Source organism: Dolichospermum sp. FACHB-1250, assembly GCF_014696335.1.
Lineage (GTDB): Bacteria > Cyanobacteriota > Cyanobacteriia > Cyanobacteriales > Nostocaceae > Dolichospermum > Dolichospermum planctonicum.
The window spans coordinates 22,763-46,533 of sequence record NZ_JACJPZ010000040.1; the positions used below are offsets into that span (position 1 = coordinate 22,763).

Annotated in this window: 19 protein-coding genes and 1 pseudogene; 10 read left to right on the forward strand and 10 right to left on the reverse strand. The window is 37.9% G+C overall.

The features are described 5' to 3' along the window. The first annotated feature begins 145 nt into the window (after positions 1-145). Positions 146-1,144: a formylglycine-generating enzyme family protein gene (locus H6F39_RS14620; protein ID WP_190396927.1), complete on the forward strand. Its 999-nt coding sequence runs from the start codon at positions 146-148 to the stop codon at positions 1,142-1,144. Positions 1,145-1,373: 229 nt separating this feature from the next. On the opposite strand, the gene H6F39_RS14625 is transcribed toward H6F39_RS14620, so the two are convergent. After that, on the reverse strand, positions 1,374-2,096 hold the full coding sequence (locus H6F39_RS14625; RefSeq protein WP_190396929.1) for a Uma2 family endonuclease: 723 nt from the start codon (positions 2,094-2,096) through the stop codon (positions 1,374-1,376). Between the two features lie 600 nt (positions 2,097-2,696). On the opposite strand from H6F39_RS14625, the gene H6F39_RS14630 reads away from it, so the two are divergent. Then, a complete protein-coding gene (locus tag H6F39_RS14630) occupies positions 2,697-3,308 on the forward strand; it encodes a GerMN domain-containing protein (RefSeq protein ID WP_190396928.1) in 612 nt (203 codons plus the stop codon). Between the two features lie 55 nt (positions 3,309-3,363). On the opposite strand, the gene accB is transcribed toward H6F39_RS14630, so the two are convergent. Beyond that, positions 3,364-3,873 (reverse strand): acetyl-CoA carboxylase biotin carboxyl carrier protein, encoded by a 510-nt coding sequence (gene accB / locus H6F39_RS14635; RefSeq protein ID WP_137907110.1) that lies wholly within the window; start codon positions 3,871-3,873, stop codon positions 3,364-3,366. A gap of 144 nt (positions 3,874-4,017) precedes the next feature. Next, complete coding sequence (efp, locus tag H6F39_RS14640) at positions 4,018-4,575, reverse strand: elongation factor P (RefSeq protein ID WP_190393421.1); 558 nt, start codon at positions 4,573-4,575, stop codon at positions 4,018-4,020. A gap of 233 nt (positions 4,576-4,808) precedes the next feature. Between efp and H6F39_RS14645 the strand changes: the two genes are divergently transcribed. Continuing rightward, positions 4,809-5,918 carry a peptidylprolyl isomerase gene (locus tag H6F39_RS14645; RefSeq protein WP_137907108.1) on the forward strand — a complete coding sequence of 370 codons (1,110 nt, stop codon included), beginning with the start codon at positions 4,809-4,811 and terminating at the stop codon, positions 5,916-5,918. Between the two features lie 108 nt (positions 5,919-6,026). Here the strand turns inward: H6F39_RS14645 and H6F39_RS14650 are convergent, their stop codons facing one another. The 6 genes and pseudogenes from H6F39_RS14650 to H6F39_RS14670 form a co-directional block, all read right to left on the reverse strand. Then, positions 6,027-6,632: a hypothetical protein gene (locus H6F39_RS14650; RefSeq protein WP_137907107.1), complete on the reverse strand. Its 606-nt coding sequence runs from the start codon at positions 6,630-6,632 to the stop codon at positions 6,027-6,029. Between the two features lie 436 nt (positions 6,633-7,068). Continuing rightward, positions 7,069-7,158 (reverse strand): annotated as a pseudogene (locus tag H6F39_RS20795) (type II toxin-antitoxin system VapC family toxin); the annotation flags it as partial. A gap of 15 nt (positions 7,159-7,173) precedes the next feature. After that, the gene (locus H6F39_RS14655; RefSeq protein ID WP_190372019.1) at positions 7,174-7,989 is read right to left on the reverse strand and encodes a hypothetical protein; all 816 of its coding nucleotides are present in this window, start codon (positions 7,987-7,989) and stop codon (positions 7,174-7,176) included. A 179-nt stretch (positions 7,990-8,168) separates the two neighbouring features. After that, complete coding sequence (locus H6F39_RS14660) at positions 8,169-8,864, reverse strand: hypothetical protein (RefSeq protein WP_190372018.1); 696 nt, start codon at positions 8,862-8,864, stop codon at positions 8,169-8,171. Between the two features lie 328 nt (positions 8,865-9,192). Beyond that, positions 9,193-10,035 carry a hypothetical protein gene (locus H6F39_RS14665; protein ID WP_190372017.1) on the reverse strand — a complete coding sequence of 281 codons (843 nt, stop codon included), beginning with the start codon at positions 10,033-10,035 and terminating at the stop codon, positions 9,193-9,195. Positions 10,036-10,146: 111 nt separating this feature from the next. After that, positions 10,147-11,040, reverse strand: a complete 894-nt coding sequence (locus tag H6F39_RS14670; protein WP_190372038.1) for an aspartoacylase — start codon at positions 11,038-11,040, stop codon at positions 10,147-10,149. Between the two features lie 104 nt (positions 11,041-11,144). On the opposite strand from H6F39_RS14670, the gene H6F39_RS14675 reads away from it, so the two are divergent. After that, positions 11,145-12,116 carry a LysR family transcriptional regulator gene (locus tag H6F39_RS14675; protein ID WP_242025973.1) on the forward strand — a complete coding sequence of 324 codons (972 nt, stop codon included), beginning with the start codon at positions 11,145-11,147 and terminating at the stop codon, positions 12,114-12,116. A 101-nt stretch (positions 12,117-12,217) separates the two neighbouring features. Beyond that, the gene (thiL, locus tag H6F39_RS14680) at positions 12,218-13,255 is read left to right on the forward strand and encodes a thiamine-phosphate kinase (RefSeq protein ID WP_190372016.1); all 1,038 of its coding nucleotides are present in this window, start codon (positions 12,218-12,220) and stop codon (positions 13,253-13,255) included. 309 nt (positions 13,256-13,564) lie between these two features. On the opposite strand, the gene H6F39_RS14685 is transcribed toward thiL, so the two are convergent. Further along, entirely contained in the window at positions 13,565-14,578 is a 1,014-nt protein-coding gene (locus H6F39_RS14685) for a type I glyceraldehyde-3-phosphate dehydrogenase (RefSeq protein ID WP_137907105.1), read from the reverse strand. Between the two features lie 577 nt (positions 14,579-15,155). Here H6F39_RS14685 and murC point away from each other — a divergent pair. The 5 genes from murC (at position 15,156) to H6F39_RS14710 (ending at position 22,716) form a co-directional block, all read left to right on the forward strand. Then, a complete protein-coding gene (gene murC / locus H6F39_RS14690; RefSeq protein WP_137907104.1) occupies positions 15,156-16,598 on the forward strand; it encodes a UDP-N-acetylmuramate--L-alanine ligase in 1,443 nt (480 codons plus the stop codon). A gap of 103 nt (positions 16,599-16,701) precedes the next feature. Next, positions 16,702-17,700: a UDP-N-acetylmuramate dehydrogenase gene (gene murB / locus H6F39_RS14695; RefSeq protein WP_137907103.1), complete on the forward strand. Its 999-nt coding sequence runs from the start codon at positions 16,702-16,704 to the stop codon at positions 17,698-17,700. A gap of 183 nt (positions 17,701-17,883) precedes the next feature. Continuing rightward, complete coding sequence (locus H6F39_RS14700; RefSeq protein WP_137907102.1) at positions 17,884-18,231, forward strand: YbaB/EbfC family nucleoid-associated protein; 348 nt, start codon at positions 17,884-17,886, stop codon at positions 18,229-18,231. Positions 18,232-18,298: 67 nt separating this feature from the next. Beyond that, complete coding sequence (locus H6F39_RS14705) at positions 18,299-18,772, forward strand: low molecular weight protein-tyrosine-phosphatase (protein WP_137907101.1); 474 nt, start codon at positions 18,299-18,301, stop codon at positions 18,770-18,772. A gap of 482 nt (positions 18,773-19,254) precedes the next feature. Continuing rightward, the gene (locus H6F39_RS14710; RefSeq protein ID WP_190372015.1) at positions 19,255-22,716 is read left to right on the forward strand and encodes a class I SAM-dependent DNA methyltransferase; all 3,462 of its coding nucleotides are present in this window, start codon (positions 19,255-19,257) and stop codon (positions 22,714-22,716) included. Positions 22,717-23,771 lie beyond the last annotated feature (1,055 nt).

A 23,771-nucleotide genomic window follows, 5' to 3' on the forward strand; every position in this document is an offset into this window, starting at 1 on the left:
AGTCTTGCCCGCCATATCAAGTCAAGACTCAAACCTTGTGGGGTGGGCATACTTCGACCAATCTCAGTACAAGTCTTGCCCGCCCTTTGATAAATATGACGACTTGTGGTAATTTATTTTCATACCCATACAGGTAGTAAGTTTTATGTCAGAAGAAGCTGAATATCAAAAACTTCAGGGGGAAAATAGAAAACCATCTGGAAATTCTTCAGGGTCAAACCCACCTCCCATAAAACGCAGACAATTTTTAATTTATGCTGGTTTAGGAGGAACAGGTTTAGTTACCACTGTTGTATTTAGTCAGATTTTTCAGGTACAACCTAAATTATTAACATTTGAGTTTGAAACGGTAACAGTTGACAAAACAGGAAAAATAGTTAATCAAGAGAATCATCAAGCTAAATATTTTAAAGAAGATTTAGGTAATGGTATCACCCTGGATATGGTACAAATCCCTGGTGGTTCTTTTATGATGGGTTCACCAACATCAGAAAAAGGTTGGAGTGAAAGTGAAAGTCCACAACATCAGGTAAATGTACCTGGTTTTTCTATGGGTAAATTTGTTGTGACTCAAGAACAGTACCAACAAATCATGGGTAACAATCCTTCTCGTTTCTCAGGAGCAAAACGTCCTGTGGAACAAGTGTCTTGGAATGATGCTGTAGAGTTTTGTCAAAAGTTGAGTCAACAGACCGGACGGGAATATCGTCTACCCAGCGAAGCAGAATGGGAATATGCTTGTCGTGGGGGGACGACTACACCCTTTCATTTTGGGGAAACGATTACAACTGACTTAGCTAATTATAATGGAACTTACACCTATGCTTCTGAGCCAAAAGGTAAATATCTTGAACGAACAACAGATGTAGGTAGTTTTCCCCCTAATGCTTTTGGATTATACGATATGCACGGCAATGTCTGGGAATGGTGTCAAGACGATTGGCATAATAATTATATAGATGCGCCTAAAGATGGTAGTGTTTGGACAAGTCGAAGCGGTAATAGTAAGGTGCTGCGGGGCGGGTCTTCGTTCAACGTTCCTCTTTACTGCCGTTCTGCGTCTCGCACCTTCAGCTATTTGGTCGAGGTCGACATCTACAACAGTATTGGTTTTCGTGTTGTCTGCGTTGTTGGGAGAACTTAGTAGCCCTTTGCACTCTTGCGCTTTTGCCCTTTGCTCTTCTTTTCTTTACCTTTAAAAGCGTAGTGGAACGGAGCGATCTAAAAATTTTTTTTGAGGATTATCCTTGGAAACAGAATCTAAGTAGGTGGGCGTTAAAAATTGTCGTTATGACAAGGGAACAGGGAACAGGTTTTGGGCAACTTTACTTTTCGTTACTTATGTCGGTTTTTTTTCCGTTCACCTACTTAGTTTAAACTTCAATTCCCGCATTTAGCAATCGTTTCTCCAATTCTGCTAAACGTTGTAAAGCAGCTTCCTTTTCTCGTCGTTCCTGCTCAACCGACTCAAACCCCCACAATAACAAATTACCCTGTTTATCCCACCAGCGCAACCAGTAACCATCACGGTTTTCGCGCTTTCCTGACCACACACCAATAAATAATTCCATCTCCTCTAACCAATAACGGTTATTTTCATCAGGAGAACGTAATTCATATTTTCCCGAATTTTGTAACCGATGTACCTCCAAAATGCCCGTGTCAGGTGCAAAAATCAGGTAATTGGCAACTTTTAAAACTTCTTCATAAAAAAACCATTTACCGGGGGGAAAAGTCCGTTTACTGGAATATTCACTCCCATTTGTATCCGAAAGAAATTCCATCACCACAATCGGTATTTCACCCTGTTTGTGAGGAGTATAACTACGTTGTATTTCCTCTCTAGATACGGTAATTTTCGGTATATAAGCCCAATCAGGTGCTTTGATCACAATTTTGTTGTTAACTGTAGCACAGATGCCATAATTAGTCGTAGCCAGGGCTGTTTCTGGTAGTTTCCCCGCCAATTGTAGACTTTCGGTTAGCGCCGCAGCTAAAGAGGGTTGATTGACATTATCCACAGGTTCATCTTCTAAAACAAAATCTTCAGGTAAGAGTTCCCAGGTAATCTTGCAGGTCGAAGCAGTAACAACCATAGCCACCACATCAGAGGGATTCATGAATTATACTATAACTAATCAACTTATTTTTCAGGAAACCTGCAAAAATTACATTTCTTAAACTTTTACCCTAACTCTTACCCTCCGCGCCTCTGCGCCCCTGGGTGAAAACAACATAAATTATACTTTTTCATCTGGTAAAATAACTAATATTTATCACCAACTGACTTGTACAAGTAAGTGAACGGAAAAAACCGACACAAGTAACGAAAAGTAAAGTTGCTCAAAACCTCTTCCCTGTTCCCTGTTCCCAGTTAAGAGTTCCCTGTTCCCAGTTAAGAGTTCCCTGTTCCCTTGTCATAACGACAATTTTTCACGCCAACCTACTTACCACATTTTGCCCAATTTTAATTTAAATCTTTTTTCAAGAAATCATGGAATTTAGATCAAGAGATAGGTGACAGACCCCAAAGGATAACTCTACAATTGGAGTGAAAAGGGGCAAAACCAGCAAGAGTAGTTTATGTATAAATCAAAGCCAAAGATTTGTACCAGAGATATAACCTCTATAAACAGGCTACTTATATACTTATATTACGAATACTATTTCAGTCCTTAGTCAACTAGGTTTTAGATATGAATGACCAACAAAGAACTAACAGTATTTCTTCCGGTCTAGTAGCAGCCATTTCGGTAGCGGTGGTAGCGGTAAGCGGTGGAGTAGCTTGGTTTTCTTCCCAGAGCGCCAATACTCCCACACCTACCAACCCCTCGGAAATCATTAAAAAGCCAATACAGGAATCGAACAGCCAACAGGGTAATGAACAAACTGCTAATATATATTGGCTCAGGTCTAAGGAAAATCGTTTTGATTTAGTTGCCCAACCTCTGAAAATTGCTGCTACCCAACCCGACCAAGTTTTAGAAACAGCTTTTAAAACTTTATTAGCCGGACCTCCTCAAGGAACAGACTCTACTACTATTCCCCAGGGGACCAAACTACTGGGACTCAAAGCCGAAAATAATGATGTTCACGTCAACTTATCTGAAAACTTTACCACCGGTGGCGGTAGCAGTTCCATGATCGGAAGAATTGGACAAGTTGTATATACTGCTACTAGTTTAAACCCTCGAGCTAAAGTTTACATTGAAGTCAACGGTAAACCCTTGGAGGTTTTAGGTGGTGAAGGTGTGGAATTAGAACAGCCACTCACCCGGGAAAGTTTTCAGAAAAATTATCCCCTTTAGTCAGTTTCCCTGTTCCCTGTTCCCAGTTAAGAGTTCCCTGTTCCCTATTTAATAATTAATCGGGGTTAATTCTCATCAAAGGTTGACCATATTCCACTGGTTCACCATTTTGAACTAAAATTTCCATCACCTGTCCAGAGACTTCGGCTTCAATTTCGTTCATAAGCTTCATTGCTTCAATAATACACACACTTTGACTAGATTTGACGCGATCGCCCACTTCCACAAAGGGACTTTCTCCTGGTGCTGGGGCGCGGTAAAATGTCCCCACCATAGGAGATAATACGTCAACCAATTTTTGATTAATGGGTGAAGGAGAAACAACAGGTTGAATTATGGAATTATCCACAACTTTATTTATGACCATTTCTGGTGAAGTTGTAGATCCCAAATGGGTTACACCAGCACTCACCACACCACTAACTATTCCTTGGGCATTATTGCTAAAACTGATAGCTTTGCGTACCGTTAATTCAAACTCATTATTTTTGAGTGTAACTTCCGCAATATCAGTTTGGGCAATAGTTACCAGTAGTTGGCGGATTTCATTAAAGTCTAATGTCACAATTATTTTACCTCGACCTAACCGTTAAATTAAAATTCTAAGTAAGGCAGGGATTTAATCCCTCTATAAAAAAGGGATTCAAATCATGATTACCAAGGGTTTTAGTCTTCACTACTCCCAGTTGGTATCAAAAAAATAGGAAAATTATTCCCTGCCTAAATACTTATCTTCTCTGGTATCAATTTTGATGCGCTCCCCTTGAGCAATAAACAAGGGAACCATGATAGTTGCTCCAGTTTCTAGAATTGCAGGTTTAGTACCACCTGTAGCAGTATCACCCTTAACACCAGGATCTGTTTGCACAATTTCCAAGACTACAGAATTAGGTAGTTCAACTTCTAGCACCTGTTCGCCCCAGCGAATCACATTCACTTCCATACCATCTTTGAGGTACTTGACGCGATCGCCAATTTGCGCTGAAGTTAATCTACCTTCTTCATAAGTCTCCATATCCATAAAGATAAACTCATCACCTTCTTTATAGGTATGTTGCATCGTTACCTTTTCCAGAGTAGCCTGGGGGACAGTTTCCCCAGCCCGAAAAGTTTTTTCTAATTGTTTACCACTTTGGACATTTTTCAGGGTTGTCCGCACGAAAGCAGAACCCTTACCTGGCTTAACATGAAGAAAATCTATCACGCGCCAGACCGAACCATCTAATACAATTGAAACACCAGGTCGAAAGTCGTTACTAGAGATCATGAAACTTTCAAATTTTGCAAGACAATCGGCATTCATTGTACCCTTCTAGGGTCATTAATGGTTAGTTATTCAAGAAGAGGTCATGGGTCATGGTAAATTCTCCCCTGCAACTCCTGTGCTTCACCTAATTCTTTTGCTTCCCCACTGTCTTCAATCTCCAGACTCCCAATGTGGGAAGATAATCAATAAGTTACTTCCAATCAACACTTTGATACTAAAGAAAGAGAAATTTGATGTTGAACTTATTAAAGTCCTGGGTGAAGAACAGTCTCAAACTAATATTGTTAATAACAATATTTTTAGGCATAAGTACGGCTGGGTGGACTCCCACTAGTAACGCCGGCTTACCAGCGGGAAACGCAATTACCGACGGAAAGGCCTTGTTACGCTATGCACTCCCGATAGATAATCAACCTGTACGTAAACTACAAGCCAGTTTAGAAGACATTTCTAACCAACTGCGAGCGAATAAGCGGTGGAGCGCGGTTAATAATGATCTCAAGCAAGCATCGCGGATACTCGATAAACCTTCCCAAATATTAGCAAGTATTCCGGAAGAACGCCAAGCTCAAGCTCAAGCTTGGATGACTGAATTGAAATCTGGGATAACAGAACTGCAAGAAATAGTTAAAACTAAGCGAAAGGAAGCAGTTCTTGAGGGAAGAGCCAAATTACTCGATCTTGTCAGCTTGTTAGAAGAATCAATGGTCAAGGAATTTCCCTTTGCAGTTCCGGCTGAGTACAGTAATTTACCCCAACTCAAAGGACGCGCTACCATTGCTTTTAAAACTAATAAAGGCGATCTTACCGTAGTGGTAGATGGCTATAGCGCCCCTGTCACTGCTGGTAATTTTGTAGATTTAGTACAACGCGGTTTTTATAATGGTTTAGAATTTACCCGTTCGGAAGAATCTTACTTTTTACAAACTGGAGATCCTGTTGGTCAAGAAGTTGGTTTTATTGACCCGGAAACTAGCAAATATCGGGCTATTCCTTTAGAGATTTTAGTCCAAGGTGAAAAAGAACCAACCTACGGTATTACGCTCGAAGAATCTGGACGTTATTTAGATATGCCAGTTTTACCTTTTTCTTCTTTTGGCGCTTTAGTTATGGCCCGGCCAGAAAATGAACCTAATGGTGGTTCTTCTCAAGTTTTCTTCTTTCTGTTTGAACCAGAACTTACCCCCGCAGGACGTAATCTTTTAGATGGTCGTTATGCTGTATTTGGTTATCTGACTGAAGGGAGAGAGATTTTAGATAAACTCAAAGCTGGTGACAAAATTGAATCTGCGACTGTTATTCAAGGTGTGGAAAATTTAGTTCAGCCGCAAGCAGTTTCATAAAAGATTAAAATCAAAAGGTAGGGATGTTTGAATTTGGTAAACATCTCTACTTTCTCAAAGCGACTTTAGCTCTTTCCGCTTGCGGTTAGTAGTAATAACGTCTTTCAATTAATTTTTGAGTCTATCCATTATTTTCCTTAATTTAGCTAGAACCTTTTTTTCTAAACTTGTAGACCAACGATAGTTATAATCTTTATGCTGGTATATACTAACCTTTTCCTTGAGGTTTTCTATATATTGGATCAGTTCTACCAAATCTTTTTCAGTTTTAACACCCCTAATAATACCAGCAGTCTTGAGGTAATAACTCGCTATTACATCTGCTTCTGCTTCTGAAGCATTATGATCTTTACGGTAATGGCGGATTTTACCATTCATTTCTTCAAAATACGAGGCTAGACTTCTGATAAGAGCAAAATCTAGTTCATCTAGTTTTTTAGGTTCATAATTAATTTTTTCCTGAACTGATTTAGGAGGAGTGTCTGGTTCATAAATAAAAGCAGAAGTTTGGATTGGATCTGAATTTTGAGACTCAGCATTACTAAAGATATACTCTAGAGTTTTTACGCAGTCCAAGAAAGATGAGATATTGCGGGCAATTACCTGTTTTGTGTGAGTAGTGATAATGGCATAGCCAGAACCTTCATTGACTACAGCATATTGCCCTTGTACTGTCACATAGGCGTTTGTGTCTATTCTTTTGGTGTCGCTCATTTGGGAAACTAAAAAGACAACTGTTTTTTAATATACTCTAATTGGAACATGATTTGGCATAACTAGATATTGAAACCAGGTGCAGATAAATTAAGCTATCATGGGTTCTCCTAATCGTTTTAAAATTTGTGGGTTTGATCTAAATTAATATGCGTAAGCGTTGCGCTCTGTAGGAATCACCTATTTTTGAAAATATAAATATTAAAACCTCAAATCCAGTCAGTGTAAGCTTGTTAGGGATATTTTACCGAAAATATCATCAAGGGAGCGGTAGAGCCATTTATATTTTTAATATAAGTAGGTGAACGGAAAAAAACCGACATAAGTAACAAAAAGTAAAGTTGCCGAAAACCTCTTCCCAGTTAAGAGTTCCCTGTTCCCTGTTCCCTTGCCCCAACGACAATTTTTAACGCCCACCTACTTAAGCAAATTAAAATTAAACTTCCCAATCTTCAAACTGTAAACCATTTACCCGGCTAAATTCCTTGACATTATGCGTCACCAAGATCAAATTATTTGCGATCGCAAATATCATTTGTAATTAGTCAACACCACCTGAATCACCCTCAGTATCAATAGGAATTATTTCAACTTTTTTGTCCTGGTGAGAACAATGGCGGCAAGTATAGACAACTAATCTTTGTCCTTCATTTTCAGTTGTAGCCTTTCTTATAATTTCACTAGAAGTTACAGTCATGGTTAATCCCCCACAATGACTACAAGTTTTAAATATATCTGATAAACTAACATAGCCCCGTAGATGGATAGAATTACGATCAATTTTTGTACAACAGCTTTGACAATACCATGCCTCAAAATAAATACTTTTAATTCGCATAGCGGTGATTTGTTTTTCATTTAAAAAATCAACTACCGATTTTATTAGTTTGAGTTCTTTTTTGCATTTATCACAATATATTGGTCGTAAAGATTTGCGTTTATTAATTTTTCCTAAAATTCCTATTAATCCTTGATAGATTATTTGTATAAAACATAAGAAACTAAAACATAGGAAACTAAAACATAAGAAATCACCAAAACTAATACTGAAAGAAAAATCAAAAAACCTAGTAATCATACCGAAATTCGGATAATTATTTGTGTATGACTCACTAGCTAAAGTGTACAAGAAATTAAAGAAAGGAAGTGATATGCAAAAAGATCCTATATAAAAGGCAAAATGAATTATGCCATCATGCTCATCATTACCTTTAATTTGTATACCTTTCGTCGGAGGAATAAAAACAGGTCTTGAGGATAATAATATTCCTGCTATAAAACTCAAAATGCCTAGAATATATAAAATATAGTCAAATTTCAACTGTAGTAGAGGCTTGATAGATATCCAACTTAGCATTATTTTTATCTCCTTTGTTTTTCAGAAATATTCAAAATTGCTTTCATGTATAATGCCAAAAATAAAAATTTATCTTTAGCATTCAGATAGAAATATTTGCTATTCCAAACCTACCGTAATTGATGATGTTTATGGCTCTGATAACATCCAATTTTCGAGATTCAAATATCAGATATTAATTATTTTTTGCTTTCCCATGATTGTAGGATAGTAATCACGATTGACAACCCCATAAAGAAAGAAAAAATCGAAGCAAGTAAACCTGATAGATGAATTCCAATATCACTTTGAAGGATTGTAAATAGGTTTAATAAACCTACGATTAGGTTGGCTATCCCAAAGATAGCAGCATAGACAAAATATACTTTGCCTCTTGGCTCTTTTCTCCAGGCTATTATTACTGAATAAAGTATTCCCCAGCCTAAGCAAAAGTTACCTAAACCTGGATTGAATTTAAATAAAGGTAATGGATTGTGATAACCTGATATGTAGGTGAACGATGCTTGACCTCTGAGGGCTGATGAAATACTTGACCAAATCATTAAAGAGCCAACCACTATTCCAGAAATTTGACCTGCCAATGTTACTAATAAAATTGCAGCCCCTACTAACCAGACAGGCAAACCTACTAACAAGCCAAACAAACCTATTAACAATTCACACAAAGCAAGAGAAGTTTCTTTTATTCTTTTGTAGTATTTAGTATCTTTGTTAGGTTTTAATCTTCTTTTAGATATTGGTGGTTCAGGCATACCACGCCTGCGTATTTCGGCTCGAATTACCTGTTCAGCTTCTTCTGTATAGTTAGAAAGCTCTTTAGCTGCAACCTCAAGCCGGTGATCGCTTTTCTGTCTCCATAATTCCTCTAAGCTCATAAATCCTCCCTGATTATTTGTTAGCAATAGTCAAATTTGTTTTCATGTATGATACCAAAAAAAATTTATCTTGAGCATTCAGCTAGACAAGTTTACTAATCTAAACTCACGATAATTGATGATGCTTCTAACTTTGAAAACTTCCAGTTTTGGCAGATAGACTTTTTCAAAAAACCAACCATATAGTAGGGTATATTGAGCTAAAGAATTATCTTTCTACCAAAAGTGGATACTGCTAGTTTTCATGAAAAATTTTCGTTTCAGATGATTGAAATTCTCTTAGTAGACAAAAAACCTTTTTTGGTATGGTGAAGCCAGATATGGCTTTTTAAGGACAACAAGCACAATTATCATTATTGTCACCGCCATTACCGCCATTACTGTTATTGCCACCGCCCAATAGACCCAACAAAGTTAATAATATTGGTAACCACCACCACCAAGGCCACTCGGAAGCTTTGTCCGAGGTAGTTTGATTATTCTCAAGGTTAGATGTTGGTGTATTGCCAGAACTTGGATTATTTTCGGCTACCTGAGATATTACAAATTCAGAGCTATTCCAATTATTGGAATAGTTATGAGTATTAGCCAGCAGAGGGAAAAAGCTACTCATTGCTAGGACTAATATAAATGATAACAGTGCAATTAGTATTGCTTTCAACCCAGGCAATCGAAGAAAATTCAAGGCTGGTTTGGGTATAATCCAGTAACCACGAGTGTTTATTCGTTGGTACTGAACATTCTGAGCGAATCGGATATTTGATGGCGGCCAAATATCAATTGGTGGGAGTTCATTAAATATTTTTTCATAGCTAATTAGCGTTTCGTTATACCATCTGCGATATTTTTCCTGCTCGCCATAACCGCCACTACTAGGATTATGATGCAATGATTTATGTAAGATTTTGCCACAAAACTCATCCCAGTATGAGTGAGTATAGGTTAAGTGCAAATGCCAAGCTTGATCCACTTGAGAAGAAGGACTAACAGGATGCCCAGCGATCATGGCAAGAAAGGCAAACTTTTTGTATTCGTTAATAACACGTTGGGTGTATTCAATTGTCCAACCGTTGTCTTTTGCTAATCGTTGAGTAAATGATAAAACTGCATCAGCATCATCTAGAGAAAATTTTTGAATATTTTGATAAAGCTCTTTCTGTTGAGTATTCATTAGTAACTCCTTTAAAGTGTTGAAAGTTAAATTGTCAAAACTAACCAATAGGTAATAGAATCAACGACGGATGAGTTCTTGAAAGTTATTTGTGTAAATCCTAATTTTGGCTTACTCAACAGTAATCATCCGTTTTTCGGTAAAACACATAGCAGTACCTTTCTCGTAATAAGCAGCTTCATTGATAAAGATGGGATAGACACTAGAGTTTCCTTGATAGCTAATTATCTGACCATCAAATGTTAAGAACATAGGATCACCAGGATGCAAAACTTCATAATCTTGAAACTGAAGATGAGGATGGATCATAGCTTGAATTTCTCCCTGTTCGTTTCTCGGATAATCAATTTTTTCTAGATATTCATAGCAGATTAGGTTATTTGAAAAAGATGGAACTTTTTCCTGGTTGTACAGTTCCAAATAATCTAAAATTGTGTATATTATGGCTTCAGTTTTCAGAAAAAACTCTGCATTTAAAACACCTTGAGGAACAGATCCCACCTCAATACAAATTCCAAATCTGCCAAGCGATCGCAGTGAATCATGACTGCGACCAGAGTTTCCCAAATTACAAACCTTGATTGCAGGATTAATATAATTAAGATAAGCGGCTAATTGCAAATTGAATGGTTCATCATTATCTACAATTATGGTTATGCCCATATTAGCAGTGGTACTATGTAAATCAACGATAAAATCAACAGGAGTTTTACCATTTTTTCCAAACAGATAGTTAATCTCTTTAGCTCGTAAATCTTCATAACTAGATAGTGTTAAATCCTTTAAATTTTCGGGTAGGAAGCAGCGATTCAAATCTTTATTGATGTATCGTCTTACTGCTGTAAAGGCTTGAGGATTAGCCAAAAAAGTCAGTGTTTCAAAACCGGATCTATTAATTAATTGCGGGAATTGCTCAAACTTTTTAATCAAGTATACTCCAGTAAACTCATTCCCGTGAGTTCCACCGACAATTAACACCCGACTGAGTTGATGATCAGACTTCATTTTTGGTTCTCCAGTGACAATTGGTTGTGTTGTTCTGAATATATCCGAGAAAACCATGATACAATCACCTTATTTATGCAACATTCCATGACTAAAACGTCATAATGCTGAAACAACAAGAATCTTTAGCCATGATGATTAACCTCAAACTGCACGATGATCACAAATGGTCGAATTGGGATCAACTCGAACTGTGTCATCTGAAATATGCGATCGCTGTCAATGATAAGCAGGGATTTACCAACGCTGCTGCATATCTGGAAATTGATCAGGGATTTCTGAGTAAGCAAATAAAATGGCTGGAGAAAAAAATTGGATTTCAAATATTTGATCGTCACCAGCGCCCATTAAAATTAACAGATGCTGGAAATGAGTTTTTGCAAACAGCCCGTCAAATTCTCCATCAGATTGAACAATCAATTGAATTAGGTCAACGATTAAATCGTGGCGAAAAAGGACGATTAATTATAGGAATTAATACCTCAATTGCTAACAGTAAATTACCCGACATTCTTAGAGTATTTCATAATAAATTCCCAGAAGTAGAACTTGTATTACAGGAGTTAGCTTCTTATGAGCAAATTGAGAAATTGCGAACACGACAAATTGATTTAGGTTTCTTTCACGTCCATAATATCCAGAACAATAATGATAATGTCTTGACTTTTATACCTGTTCTGCAAGAATCTTTGGTGATTGTTTTACCTGAAAATCATCGTTTCGCAAGACGAACTAGTATTTCACTTGCAGCACTGGCAAATGAGGAATTTATCCTCCCACCACATAACCTGTTATATAATTTGCGTGAGCAAATTAATGATCTTTGTCTGGATGCAGGTTTTCAGCCAAAAGTTAAACAAGAAGCTGCATGGATATCAACTGTTCTCAGTTTAGTTGCCGGTGGAATGGGCATTTCGCTACTTCCAGCAAATGTACAAAATTTGCAACGACATGGTGTAATCTATCGTTCTATACAAGGAAAATCCCCATTATTAGAACTTGTTGCTGTTTGGAGAAGTGATAATGTGTCTATAATTTTGAAAAATTTCCTGGAAGTAATTTCTAATTTAGCCTAAATTATCATCATTAAGGCTAAATAAAATCTGACATTATTTGATCAATATTGAATTGATCAATATTTAACAATCGTAAATCGAAAATCCAAAATAGTAAAATTATGAATAGTGATTTATCTTCCTTACAAATTCGAGATATTGGTGAACAAGGTCTTTTAGAAAGATTACAACGCTTTTGTCCACCAGGTATGATTGGTGATGATGGGGCAGTATTAGTAACGGATTCTGATAAATGTTTAATAGTTACCACTGATATGCTCGTTGACGGCGTGCATTTTAGTGATGTTACCACCTCTGCTCAGGATGCTGGTTGGCGGGCTGCGGCGGCGAATTTATCTGATTTAGCAGCAATGGGGGCAACTCCCATGGGGATAACTGTGGGATTGGGTTTACCCGGAAATGTAACTGTAAGTTGGGTTGAGGGATTATATGCGGGCATGACAGAATGCTTGGCAAAGTATCATATTCCCATAGTTGGTGGTGATATTGTGCGATCGCCTATTACTACTTTAGCTATTACGGCATTTGGTCAAGCTCACCCTAATTTGATTATTCGTCGTGGCACTGCTCAGGTAGAAGATGCTATTGTCCTGACAGGGGTACATGGAGCGTCCCGTGGGGGCTTAGAATTACTTTTACATCCCCAAATAGGTCAAAATCTCAAAGCTGAAGCCAAGACGGCTTTAATTACCGCCCACCAGCGTCCCAACCCCCGGTTAGATGTCTTACCTATTTTGTGGGAAATTGTAGAATCCCAATGCAAAATCCCAAATCTCAAATCTCAAATTACCGTTGCTGGTATGGATAGCAGTGACGGTTTAGCAGATGCAATATTACAAATTTGTCGAGCCAGTCAGGTCGGTGCAGTGATAGAATCCAGTAAAATACCATTACCAGCAGCCTTTGGAGGATGGTTAACTGAGGAGAAATGCTTAGAATATGCCCTTTATGGTGGGGAAGATTTTGAATTAGTCCTGTGTTTACCAATAGAACCGGCATTAAAATTGGTAGAACAACTGGGAAATGGTGCGGCAATAATCGGTAAAATTACCCCAGGCTCAAAAGTAATTTTAGAAGATCAAAAAGGAGAAATACCCGACCGAGTTCTTAACCTCAGTCAGGGATTTCAACATTTTTAATTAGTTAGGGAATAGGGAATAGGGAATAGGGAATAGGGAATAGGTAATAGGTAATAGGTAATAGGTAATAGGTAATAGGTAATAGGTAATAGGTAATTTGCTTTTTTCTCTGTCCCCGTGGCGTAGCGCCTGTTCCCTGTTAAGAGTTCCCTCTCACCTGTCACCTCTGGCCTGTCACCTCTGGCCTGTCAACTATCACCTCTGGCCTGTCACCTGTCACCTCTGGCCTGTCACCTGTCAACTGTCACCTGTCACCTCTGGCCTGTTCCCTGTTCCCTGTTAAGAGTTCCCTGTTCCCTGTCACCTAAATTAAACCCATTTTTCAGCTACTAACTCAGCCAAATCGAGAACACGTTGGCTATAACCCCACTCATTGTCATACCATGCCATGACTTTCACGATGTCACTGCCCATAACGATAGTCAAATTGGCATCAACAATAGAAGATTCGTCTGTACCTTGATAGTCAGAAGAGACAAGTTCCAATTCGCTGTAACCCAAAATGCCTTTTAGAGGACCTTCAGCGGCAGCTTTAAGAGCTTGGTTAACTTCTTCAGCAATGGTGCGCTTCTCAGTTTGAACTACAAAATCCACCATAGAAACGTTAGGGGTAGGTACGCGCAAAGCCACACCATTGAGCTTACCCTTCAATTGAGGAAGAACCAAAGCCACCGCTTTTGCAGCACCAGTGGAGGTGGGTACAATATTGATAGCTGCTGCTCTTGCCCGACGCAAATCACGGTGAGAAGCGTCTAATAAACGCTGATCACCTGTGTAGCTGTGGGTAGTAGTCATTACGCCTTTGATGATCCCAAATTTTTCATCTAATACCTTAGCGATGGGAGCTAAACAGTTGGTTGTACAACTAGCATTACTGATGATGTTATGGATGTTGTGGTCATAATCATGATGATTGACACCGACGACAAAAGTACCATCTTCATTTTTGCCAGGGGCGGTAATCAAAACCTTTTTAGCTCCAGCATTTACGTGCCTCATTGCCCCTTCTTTGCTGGTAAAAACCCCTGTTGATTCGATAATCAGGTCAATTTCCCATTCTTTCCAGGGTAAGTTATCTGGGTTGCGATCAGATACACATTTAATGGTTTTACCATTAAGAGTGATGGAATTATCATCAGCGGCAATGTCCACACCTTGTAATTTGCCTAGCATAGAGTCATATCTAAGCAGGTGAGCATTAGTTCTGGGATCAGATGTGTCATTAATAGCAACCAATTCGATCTTGCTATTTTCTCTGCCCACCCAGCAGCGTGCAAAGTTGCGTCCAATGCGCCCGAAACCGTTAATTGCAACTCTAATCACAGTGTGTTCCCCTCTGTATTTATGCCTATAAGTTGATATCGTTGACCATAATCATATCGCAAAGGGGGAATCTGTTTATAACGATAAAGTTTTAGATTCACAAAAAATTACAGAATTTATTTATAAATTGTTGGAGGTGAGGGAGCGGCTGGTAGATTTCTGACTTATGACTAATGACTAATGATGATTTCTCTAAATTGAATAATAGTTGCACTACCAATGTAATATTGTAGTCAATTCCGACAGAGGCTTTAGGCAAGTGATGCAAGTTGCTGTGCTTCAAGCTATTTTACTTAGTTTTAAAAAAGACACAATAAAATGTATTTAAATTTACACAATTTTCTTTCCCGATGTAGCAGAAATTTTCAGAATAATCTTATGAGCAGATTAGAATTGGTCAAAATGTTCGGATGGGGGATCATTTGGCTTAGGAGACAAAACCAAAACCAAAGTCAAAATTTAATCATTCAACAGGAATGAATATTTTGGATGGGATAGTTAGTTTCTGTAAAAATCAGAATCCTGTTATGATCCGCGTGTCTGATATGGTTCTGGTGTGGTGTAAGAGGAGAATAAAATGAGTAATTCTATAGATTTTAGTGGCAGACCATTTCATTTCATTGGCGTTGGAGGTATCGGAATGTCTGCTTTGGCTTATGTTTTAACCAAACGTCAATTACCAGTATCTGGTTCAGATTCGCGTCCTAATCATATTACGCACAAATTAGAATCTCTGGGTGTTCACATTTTTAGTAAACAAGAAGCCAACAATCTGGAGTTTTTTCTGCCTCAAGTAGCTAGTGATGAGGTATTATTAACTAGAGCAAAAACCAATTTGCCGCAGGTGATTTGTTCCACAGCTATTAATGCGAATAATTTGGAATATAAAGCTGCTTTGGAATTAGGTTGCCCGATTTTGCATCGTTCTGATGTTCTAGCTGCTTTAATTGCTGATTATTACAGTATTGCTGTAGCAGGCACTCATGGGAAAACCACCACCAGTAGCATGATTGGTTATATGCTATTGCAAGCTGGACTTGATCCGACGATTTTGGTTGGTGGGGAAGTCAAAGCTTGGGAAGGTAATGCGAGAATGGGGGAAAGCCGTTATTTAGTAGCAGAGGCTGATGAGTCTGATGGTTCTTTGGTGAAACACGCTCCTGAGATTGGAATTATCACTAATATTGAATTAGATCATCCTGATCATTACGAGACTTTAGAAGAAGTAGTTGATACCTTTCAAACCTTTGCTCGAGGTTGCAAAACCTTGGTAGGGAGCATTGATTGTGACACAGTGCGCCATCGCTTGAAACCAAGTATTAGCTATAGTCTTGACCCAGATCAAGGTGCTGACTATACCGTTAGTAATGTCAATTATCGGGCGGATGGGACAACAGCTTTGGTGTGGGAAAAAGGTCAAGCTTTAGGTGTATTAAATTTACAGCTATTGGGTCGTCATAACCTGAGCAATTCCTTAGCAGCAGTGGCGGTGGGTAGATTCTTAGGCTTAGAATTTGGGCAAATTGCCGAAGGTCTTGCCACTTTTGAAGGCGCAAGACGAAGGTTTGAGTTCCGAGGTGAAGCTGCTGGGGTGACTTTTATTGATGACTATGCCCATCATCCTAGTGAAATTCGTGCTACTCTAGCCGCAGCTAATCTTCAATCTAGACCTGGACAAAGGGTAGTGGCTATTTTTCAACCCCATCGTTATACTCGGACATTAACGTTTTTAGAAGAGTTTGCTGAGTCTTTTGCTCATGCTGATCTGGTTGTGCTAACTGATATTTACAGTGCTGGTGAACCTGATTTGGGTCAAGTCAGTGGAGAAGATTTAGCCACTGCAATTAGTAAACACAACCCTCAAGTAGTTTATCAACCAAATTTACCTTTAGTTAGTGAATTTTTACTGGAAAACCTGCGTTCAGGAGATTTAGCACTGTTTTTAGGTGCTGGTAATTTAAATCAGACTATTCCTGAATTGATTACCACCATGAGTAAACCAGCAAAAAGCTACATCTGAGAAAGATAACTGCATCTAGCAGTGGGGTGATAAGTTAACTGCAAGACCGGATTTTTACGGTAAATAAATCACATAAGTCAAAAATTCACCAATTGAAGTAAAGATGATAACTTCCCAGGAACTTGGCAAAATCTGTAATTTTTCTGATTTGACCCCGCAAAGACAAATTAAAGATCATGGGGATAATGGTAAATCAATTTACTTACCAGGGACTGATTGTTCTCTCAAGACTCATACTTCCTTGTCAGGGTTTACTTCTTATCGAGTTGGGGGGGAGGCTGAATACTATGTTTCTCCTCAGAATTTAGAGGCTTTAAAAGCAAGTATTGAGTTTGCCAAAGAGAATTATTTAGCGATAACAATCTTAGGCGCTGGTTCTAATTTGTTAGTGAGCGATCACGGTATACCTGGATTAGTCATTGCCACTCGTCATCTCCGCTCTAAATATTTTAACCCAGATACAGGTCAATTAACCGTATCTGCGGGAGAATCGATTCCTGCTTTAGCATGGGACGCTGCTGCTTTGGGATGGGAAGGATTAGAATGGGCTGTGGGTATCCCTGGAACGGTAGGGGGTGCGGTGGTGATGAATGCTGGGGCGCATAGTAGCTGTATTGCAGATATGTTAGTTAGCGCTCAAGTTCTTTGTCCTGATGGAACTTTGGTAACTCTCACCCCGGAGGAATTAGGCTATACATATCGGAGTTCACGGCTACAAGGTGGGAAATGGATTGTGACTCAAGCGACCTTGCAACTGCAACCAGGGGCAGATCCTGTGGTAGTGACAGATAGAACCAAAGACCATAAAAAACACCGACTCAGCACCCAACCATACAGCTACCCCAGTTGTGGTAGTGTGTTTAGAAATCCTCAACCCTATACTGCGGGTTGGTTAATTGAACAAACTGGACTCAAAGGCTATCAATTAGGGGGAGCGCAAGTTGCCCAACTCCATGCTAATTTTATTGTCAATCGGGGGGGAGCTAAAGCCAGCGACATTTTTTCTCTCATTCGTCATGTTCAAAATCAGGTGCAAGAACGCTGGTCAATTTGGTTAGAACCAGAGGTAAAAATGTTAGGTGAGTTTCCAGCGGTTTTCTAAAGGGAATAGGGAATAGGGAATAGGGAATAGGGTTTGAAACTGTAACTTAAATTCTAGCCAGATATAGACAAACTTGCCGAAATCTACTATTTTAGATTAAATAGTAATCAAAACATTGGAGGTTTAACAATCCATCTATAATTGAATTTGATTTGTCAGTAATCGTACAGCGGATAACCAGTTATGACAGGAAAAGGACAGGGATTTGGCTTTGGCTTAGGCAAAATGAAAGAATTAGCCGAAGCTTTTAAAAAAGCGCAGCAAGTTCAAGAGGGTGCAAAACGTCTTCAAGAAGAATTAGAGGAAATGGAGATTCTGGGAGAATCTGGTGGTGGACTGGTTAGGGTGATTGTCAGTGGCAACCAAGAACCCAAACGAGTGGAAATTGCTCAATCTGCTTTAGAAGAAGGTGCAGAAGTGCTTTCTGATTTAGTCGCTGCGGCCATGAAAGATGCTTATAAAAAGTCTACCGAAACCATGCGGGAACGGATGGAAGATCTAACCAGTGGATTGGAGTTACCTGGATTGTAGTCAATAGCTAGTGGTCAGTGGTCAGTGGTATAAAGTAACTGGCAACTGACACAAAAAATCAAAATAGATGACTTATAAGTTACTGTTTGTCTGCCTTGGTAATATTTGTCGCTCACCGTCGGCTGAAAATATTATGAATCATCTGATTTCGCAAAGGGGTTTAACTAAAACAATTCTTTGCGATTCTGCAGGTACTGCTGGTTATCATATTGGTAACGCACCGGATAGACGCATGAGCGCCGCAGCAGAGAATAAGTTAGGATTTAAACTCCAAGGCCGAGCGCGTCAATTTCAAAGCTCCGATTTTCAAGAGTTTGATTTGATTTTGGCCATGGACCGTAGTAATTATGATGATATCCTAGCTCTTGATCCTTCTGGGCAATATCATTCTCAAGTTAGGCTGATGTGTGATTTTTGCTCTCAATATACCCTCAAGGAAGTTCCAGACCCTTATTATGGAGGAGTTGAGGGTTTTAATTTTGTGATTGATTTACTGATGGATGCCTGTGAAGGTTTACTAAAGTATATTACTGAGAAGTAATCCAAAGTATCATATTTCTTAGATCCTCGATTTATTGACAAAATCGGGGATTTAACTTTTGGATTTGGGGATTTGGGTTTTTTAGATTAACTAACCACAGAGGACACAGAGGACACGGAGTTAGGAAGAAAATACAGCTTTGATTCTCACTATTTCAAAGTTTAAAATTTTGTAAAATATTTTCTTTTTTTGTCGGGGTAGTTGACTTTCCCCCGTGGGCGTGATATTGTGATAATGGGAATGCGTCCCTCAATAAAAATTTTGCTCACACTCCATTATATTTATATGACTATAATACCACGCCGAAAGCAACCCGAACCCTAAAAATAAAAAATTTTTTTCAAAAAAACTTATTTAAAATTGTATTTAGATAAATAAAACTTATGAGTTGTGTAAAAGTTCAGTTTTTTGGTAGATATTGTAAATTCTGAGTCGGAAAATATCTGAAAATAAATAATTAATATTCAATATTCTAGTTGGCCATGAAAAGTGAAGATTGTCAACGGGTAGAAATATTTCTGCAAAAGTGGAAAGGTTCTCAGGGGAACGAGAGAGCAAATTATCAGGGTTTCTTTTTAGAACTTTGTGATGCTCTGGGGGTAGAGCGTCCATCACCTAAAGGCAGTATAGCAGGCGATCGCTATTGTTTTGATAAAGATATCAAAATTTTTAACAAAGATGGAGTTACGACCAACTTTGCAGACTTCTATAAAGAAGGACATTTTTTAATTGAAGCCAAACAAGGGGGAAACGCAAATAAACGGGGTACAGCCAAACGAGGGACAAAAACCTACGATATAGCCATGGAAAAGGCCTTTTATCAAGCACAAAGCTATACACCTTTTCTACCTAGTAAACCTCCCTTTTTAATTACCTGTGATATTGGTTCACATTTGGAAATTTGGATGAGTTTTAGTGGTAACTATGGTGGTTATGGAGCGCGGGAAAAAATTGATCTTGATCAGCTTTTACATGAGAAAGTATTTAATCGCTTTGTTGCGATATTTAATGATCCGCAAAGTTTAAACCCGGAAAAATATCGAGCGCGGGTAACAAGAGAAGTAGCGGATACCTTAGCTAAATTAGCGCGGTGGTTAGAACAACAAGGACACGAACCGAAAGAAGTGGCAAATTTTCTCATGCGCTGCATTTTTACCATGTTTGCAGAAGATGTGAAATTATTGCCAGGAGAAGTTTTTACTAAAGCATTAAAAGAACGTTGGTTGGTTGAACCCAAGACATTTAAAACCCAGATTGAAAGACTGTGGAAAGTGATGAATACTGGGGGAGAATTTAACTTTGATGAAATTCCCCAATTTAACGGCAGCTTTTTTGCTCATGCAACAGCTTTTGATTTACCCAAAGAACAGTTAGAAGTGCTGTATGAAGCTGCAAATAAAGATTGGACTGAGGTAGAACCGGCGATTTTTGGGACTTTATTAGAACGAGCTTTAGATAGTAAAGAACGGAAAAGTTTAGGAGCGCATTACACACCCCGATCCTATGTTGAGCGGTTAGTGCGTCCCGTAGTCATAGAACCTTTGCGGTCAGAATGGTTATTAGTGGAATCGGAGGTTAATCGCTTTTTAACTCTGAAAGAAACACAGCAAAAACCGACAAAGACACAAATAGAAAAAGCTGAACATGAGATTCGGGGATTTTTAGAGAAGTTACAACAAATTCGTATTCTTGACCCGGCTTGTGGTTCGGGTAATTTCTTGTATGTAACATTAGATTTATTAAAGACATTGGAGCAAGAAGTACAGACGCGGTTACTGGATGTTTTGGGAGAGGTAACAACGAATTTATTAGAGGAATTTGATCCGCGTTTAGCAGGAAGAAAACAGGTAAATCCGTCGCAATTTTTAGGGATTGAAATTAATCCTAGAGCGGCTGCTATTGCAGAGTTAGTAATTTGGATTGGTTATTTACAATGGCATTTTAAACGCTATGGAAGTACACCACCACCAGAACCGATTTTACAGGATTTTCATAATGTTGAACATCGTGATGCGGTGTTAGATTATGATGGGAAGGAGTTAGATATTGATCCTAAAACGGGTCAGGTAAAAACGCGCTGGGGTGGAAAAATGATCAAGCATCCTGTGACGGGGGAAGATGTTCCAGATCCGAGTGATCAAGTTCCTATTTATCGTTATCTTCATCCTCGTCCTGCTATATGGCCAAATGCAGATTATATTGTTTCTAATCCTCCTTTTATTGGTAATTATCGGATGCGTGAAGCTCTAGGAGACGGGTATACAGAAGCAGTACGACAAGTCTATAAAGATGTACCTGATACTGTAGATTTTGTTATGTATTGGTGGCATAAAGCGGCTGATTTAGTTAGAACGGGTAATTTACGAAGATTTGGATTAATTACAACTAATAGTATTAGTCAAACGTTTCAAAGAAAGGTGATTGATTTTCATCAGAATCAAAAAAACTCCATTCGTTTAATTTTTGCAATTTCTGATCATCCTTGGGTTGATGGAGGTGCAGCAGTTAGAATTGCAATGACTGGAGTAGAGTTAAATGATTCAAAAAATCAACGAATACCCCAGTTAGGTAGTATAATATTTGAAAATGAGGCATTAACCCCAGAAGATCAAGCTGATAATATTAAGATTGAGTTTTGCAATGCTAACACAATTTTTAGTAATCTATGTGTTGGAGTTGATTTCACACGAACTCGGCCACTTATTAGTAATAAAAAACTATGCTGTCGAGGTGTTCAACTTATTGGTAAAGGATTTGAGCTAACTCATGCACAAACTTTAAATATAGAAACAGAAATTGTTCATCCTTATCTAAATGGACGAGACTTATTACACATTTCTAGAAATGCACTTGTAATTGATTTATTTGGTCTTTCAGAAAATATAGTTAGAGAGCAATATCCAAAAGCATATCAATGGGTTTATGAACGAGTTAAACCAGAAAGAGATCAAAATAATCGAGGATCATATCGAAAAAATTGGTGGATATTTGGAGAGCCAAGAGCTACTTTAAGAGATTCAATAAGAGCAATCAACAAATTTATTGTAACTGTTGAAACTTCAAAACATCATGTATTTTTTATGCTTGATAAAAGTGTAATTCCTGATAATAGGCTTATCATATTTTCTCTTGATGATGCTTACTTTTTAGGGATTTTATCAAGTCATTTTCATAAAATTTGGGCATTAGCAGCAGGTGGAAATTTAGGAGGAAATACACCATGTTATAATAAAACTGTTTGTTTTGATCCTTTCCCTTTTCCAAATCCTACACCAGAACAAAAACAGAAAATCCGAGAATTAGGAGAAAAATTAGACTCCCACCGTAAACGAGTACAAACACAACATCCTGAAATCACAATTACGGGAATGTATAACCTGCTAGAAAAACTCCGCAAAGGAGAAACATTTACCGAAGCAGATAAAACATATAATAATAAAGCCTTAGTTTCCACCCTCAAACAAATTCATGATGAATTAGATCACGCTGTTTTTGATGCTTATGAATGGCAAGATTTAAAAGATAATCAAAAAACAAAGGCCGAAATTGAGGAAATAATTTTATCAAGATTAGTCGCGCTCAATGCTGAACGTGCAGAAGAAGAACGTAACGGAATAATTCGCTGGTTGCGTCCCGAATATCAAGCACCAAATGAAGTTACCCAACAACTACTAACGGAAGTTATGGAAACAGAAGAAACTGTGATTATTCCCACAGAACAAAAAACTTTTCCCAAACAACCAAAAGACCAACTTGCAACTATCCGCGATTTACTTCGCACCAATACCAACGAGTGGACAGTGGAACAAATTGCTGCTCAATTTAAAAATGGTGGAAAATATAAAAATACTATTACCGAAAATCTGGAGAGATTAGAATGGTTTGGGATTTTAATGTGTCGAGAAATAGGAGAAAGTAAATATTGGCAATATGTGGAAATATAGTAGAATGTCTGATAGCGAAGCGTGGCCTTAGCTATATCAGGATTGACAGGATTTCAGGATTGACAGGATGCTTATTTGTGTTATAATTCTTTTATCTGAAACTTGATGGTCAGCGGTTCGAGTTTCCCGAAAATTTTAAAAAATTAAACAATTCTCAAAAAAATTCTAAAAATTTTAAAAAAAATTTCTTTTTTTTGGTCTTAACCGATTGACTTGCGCTGCGCGGCATGATATTCTGATAATGGGAATGTGTCCCTCGATAAAAATTTTGCTTACACTCCATTATATTTATATGACTATAATAACACGCCGAAAGCGACACGAACCCTAAAAATAAAAAATTTTTCTCAAAAAAACTTATTTAAAATAGAAAATCTATAACTTTAACTTATATATATCCCATATATTAATGGTTACAGAGGTTGGGGAGCTAATATTTTATTTGTCTAAATCAGGATTGACAGGATGCTTATTTGTGTTATAATTTTGTTATCTGAAACTTGATGGTGAGTGGTTCGAGTTTCCCGAAAAATTTGAAAAAATTAAAAAATTCTCAAAAAAATTCTAAAAATTTTAAAAAAAATTTCTTTTTTTTGGTCTTAACCGATTGACTTGTGCCGCGCGGCATGATATCCTAATAATGGGAATGCGTCCTTCAATAAAAATTTTGCTTACACTCCATTATATTTATATGACTATAATAACACGCCGAAAGCGACACGAACCCTAAAAATAAAAAATTTTTTTCAAAAAAACTTATTTAAAATAGAAAATCTATAACTTTAACTTATGAATTAGTCATAACATGAATATAAATTACCATTACAGCGGATTAATATAAGGGTGAGGTACACTTTTGGCGGGCAAGATGCCCGCACCACAAGAGTTTTATTATTAATATCTGTACTTCATAATATCGGAAACTGCTATACATCACTATTTTACAGCACTTCCCGGTGTTATGAGGTACAGTAACAACAATTAGTGAACCAATTTTTTAAATGTTGAGGATTCATCAAATCGAGAGCAACAGAAATAACTTTATCAACTATTTC

Excerpts from the sequence above, each read along its gene's own strand:
- H6F39_RS14700 (WP_137907102.1), top strand. The coding sequence starts at position 17,884 with ATGACAGGAAAAGGACAGGGATTTGGCTTTGGCTTAGGCAAAATGAAA.
- murC (WP_137907104.1), top strand. The coding sequence starts at position 15,156 with ATGAGTAATTCTATAGATTTTAGTGGCAGACCATTTCATTTCATTGGC.
- thiL (WP_190372016.1), top strand. The coding sequence starts at position 12,218 with ATGAATAGTGATTTATCTTCCTTACAAATTCGAGATATTGGTGAACAA.
- H6F39_RS14630 (WP_190396928.1), top strand. The coding sequence starts at position 2,697 with ATGAATGACCAACAAAGAACTAACAGTATTTCTTCCGGTCTAGTAGCA.
- H6F39_RS14625 (WP_190396929.1), bottom strand. The coding sequence starts at position 2,096 with ATGGTTGTTACTGCTTCGACCTGCAAGATTACCTGGGAACTCTTACCT.
- H6F39_RS14670 (WP_190372038.1), bottom strand. The coding sequence starts at position 11,040 with ATGAAGTCTGATCATCAACTCAGTCGGGTGTTAATTGTCGGTGGAACT.
- H6F39_RS14665 (WP_190372017.1), bottom strand. The coding sequence starts at position 10,035 with ATGAATACTCAACAGAAAGAGCTTTATCAAAATATTCAAAAATTTTCT.
- H6F39_RS14705 (WP_137907101.1), top strand. The coding sequence starts at position 18,299 with ATGACTTATAAGTTACTGTTTGTCTGCCTTGGTAATATTTGTCGCTCA.
- H6F39_RS14645 (WP_137907108.1), top strand. The coding sequence starts at position 4,809 with ATGTTGAACTTATTAAAGTCCTGGGTGAAGAACAGTCTCAAACTAATA.
- murB (WP_137907103.1), top strand. The coding sequence starts at position 16,702 with ATGATAACTTCCCAGGAACTTGGCAAAATCTGTAATTTTTCTGATTTG.
- H6F39_RS14660 (WP_190372018.1), bottom strand. The coding sequence starts at position 8,864 with ATGAGCTTAGAGGAATTATGGAGACAGAAAAGCGATCACCGGCTTGAG.
- efp (WP_190393421.1), bottom strand. The coding sequence starts at position 4,575 with ATGATCTCTAGTAACGACTTTCGACCTGGTGTTTCAATTGTATTAGAT.
- H6F39_RS14620 (WP_190396927.1), top strand. The coding sequence starts at position 146 with ATGTCAGAAGAAGCTGAATATCAAAAACTTCAGGGGGAAAATAGAAAA.
- H6F39_RS14655 (WP_190372019.1), bottom strand. The coding sequence starts at position 7,989 with ATGCTAAGTTGGATATCTATCAAGCCTCTACTACAGTTGAAATTTGAC.
- H6F39_RS14710 (WP_190372015.1), top strand. The coding sequence starts at position 19,255 with ATGAAAAGTGAAGATTGTCAACGGGTAGAAATATTTCTGCAAAAGTGG.
- H6F39_RS14650 (WP_137907107.1), bottom strand. The coding sequence starts at position 6,632 with ATGAGCGACACCAAAAGAATAGACACAAACGCCTATGTGACAGTACAA.
- H6F39_RS14675 (WP_242025973.1), top strand. The coding sequence starts at position 11,145 with ATGCTGAAACAACAAGAATCTTTAGCCATGATGATTAACCTCAAACTG.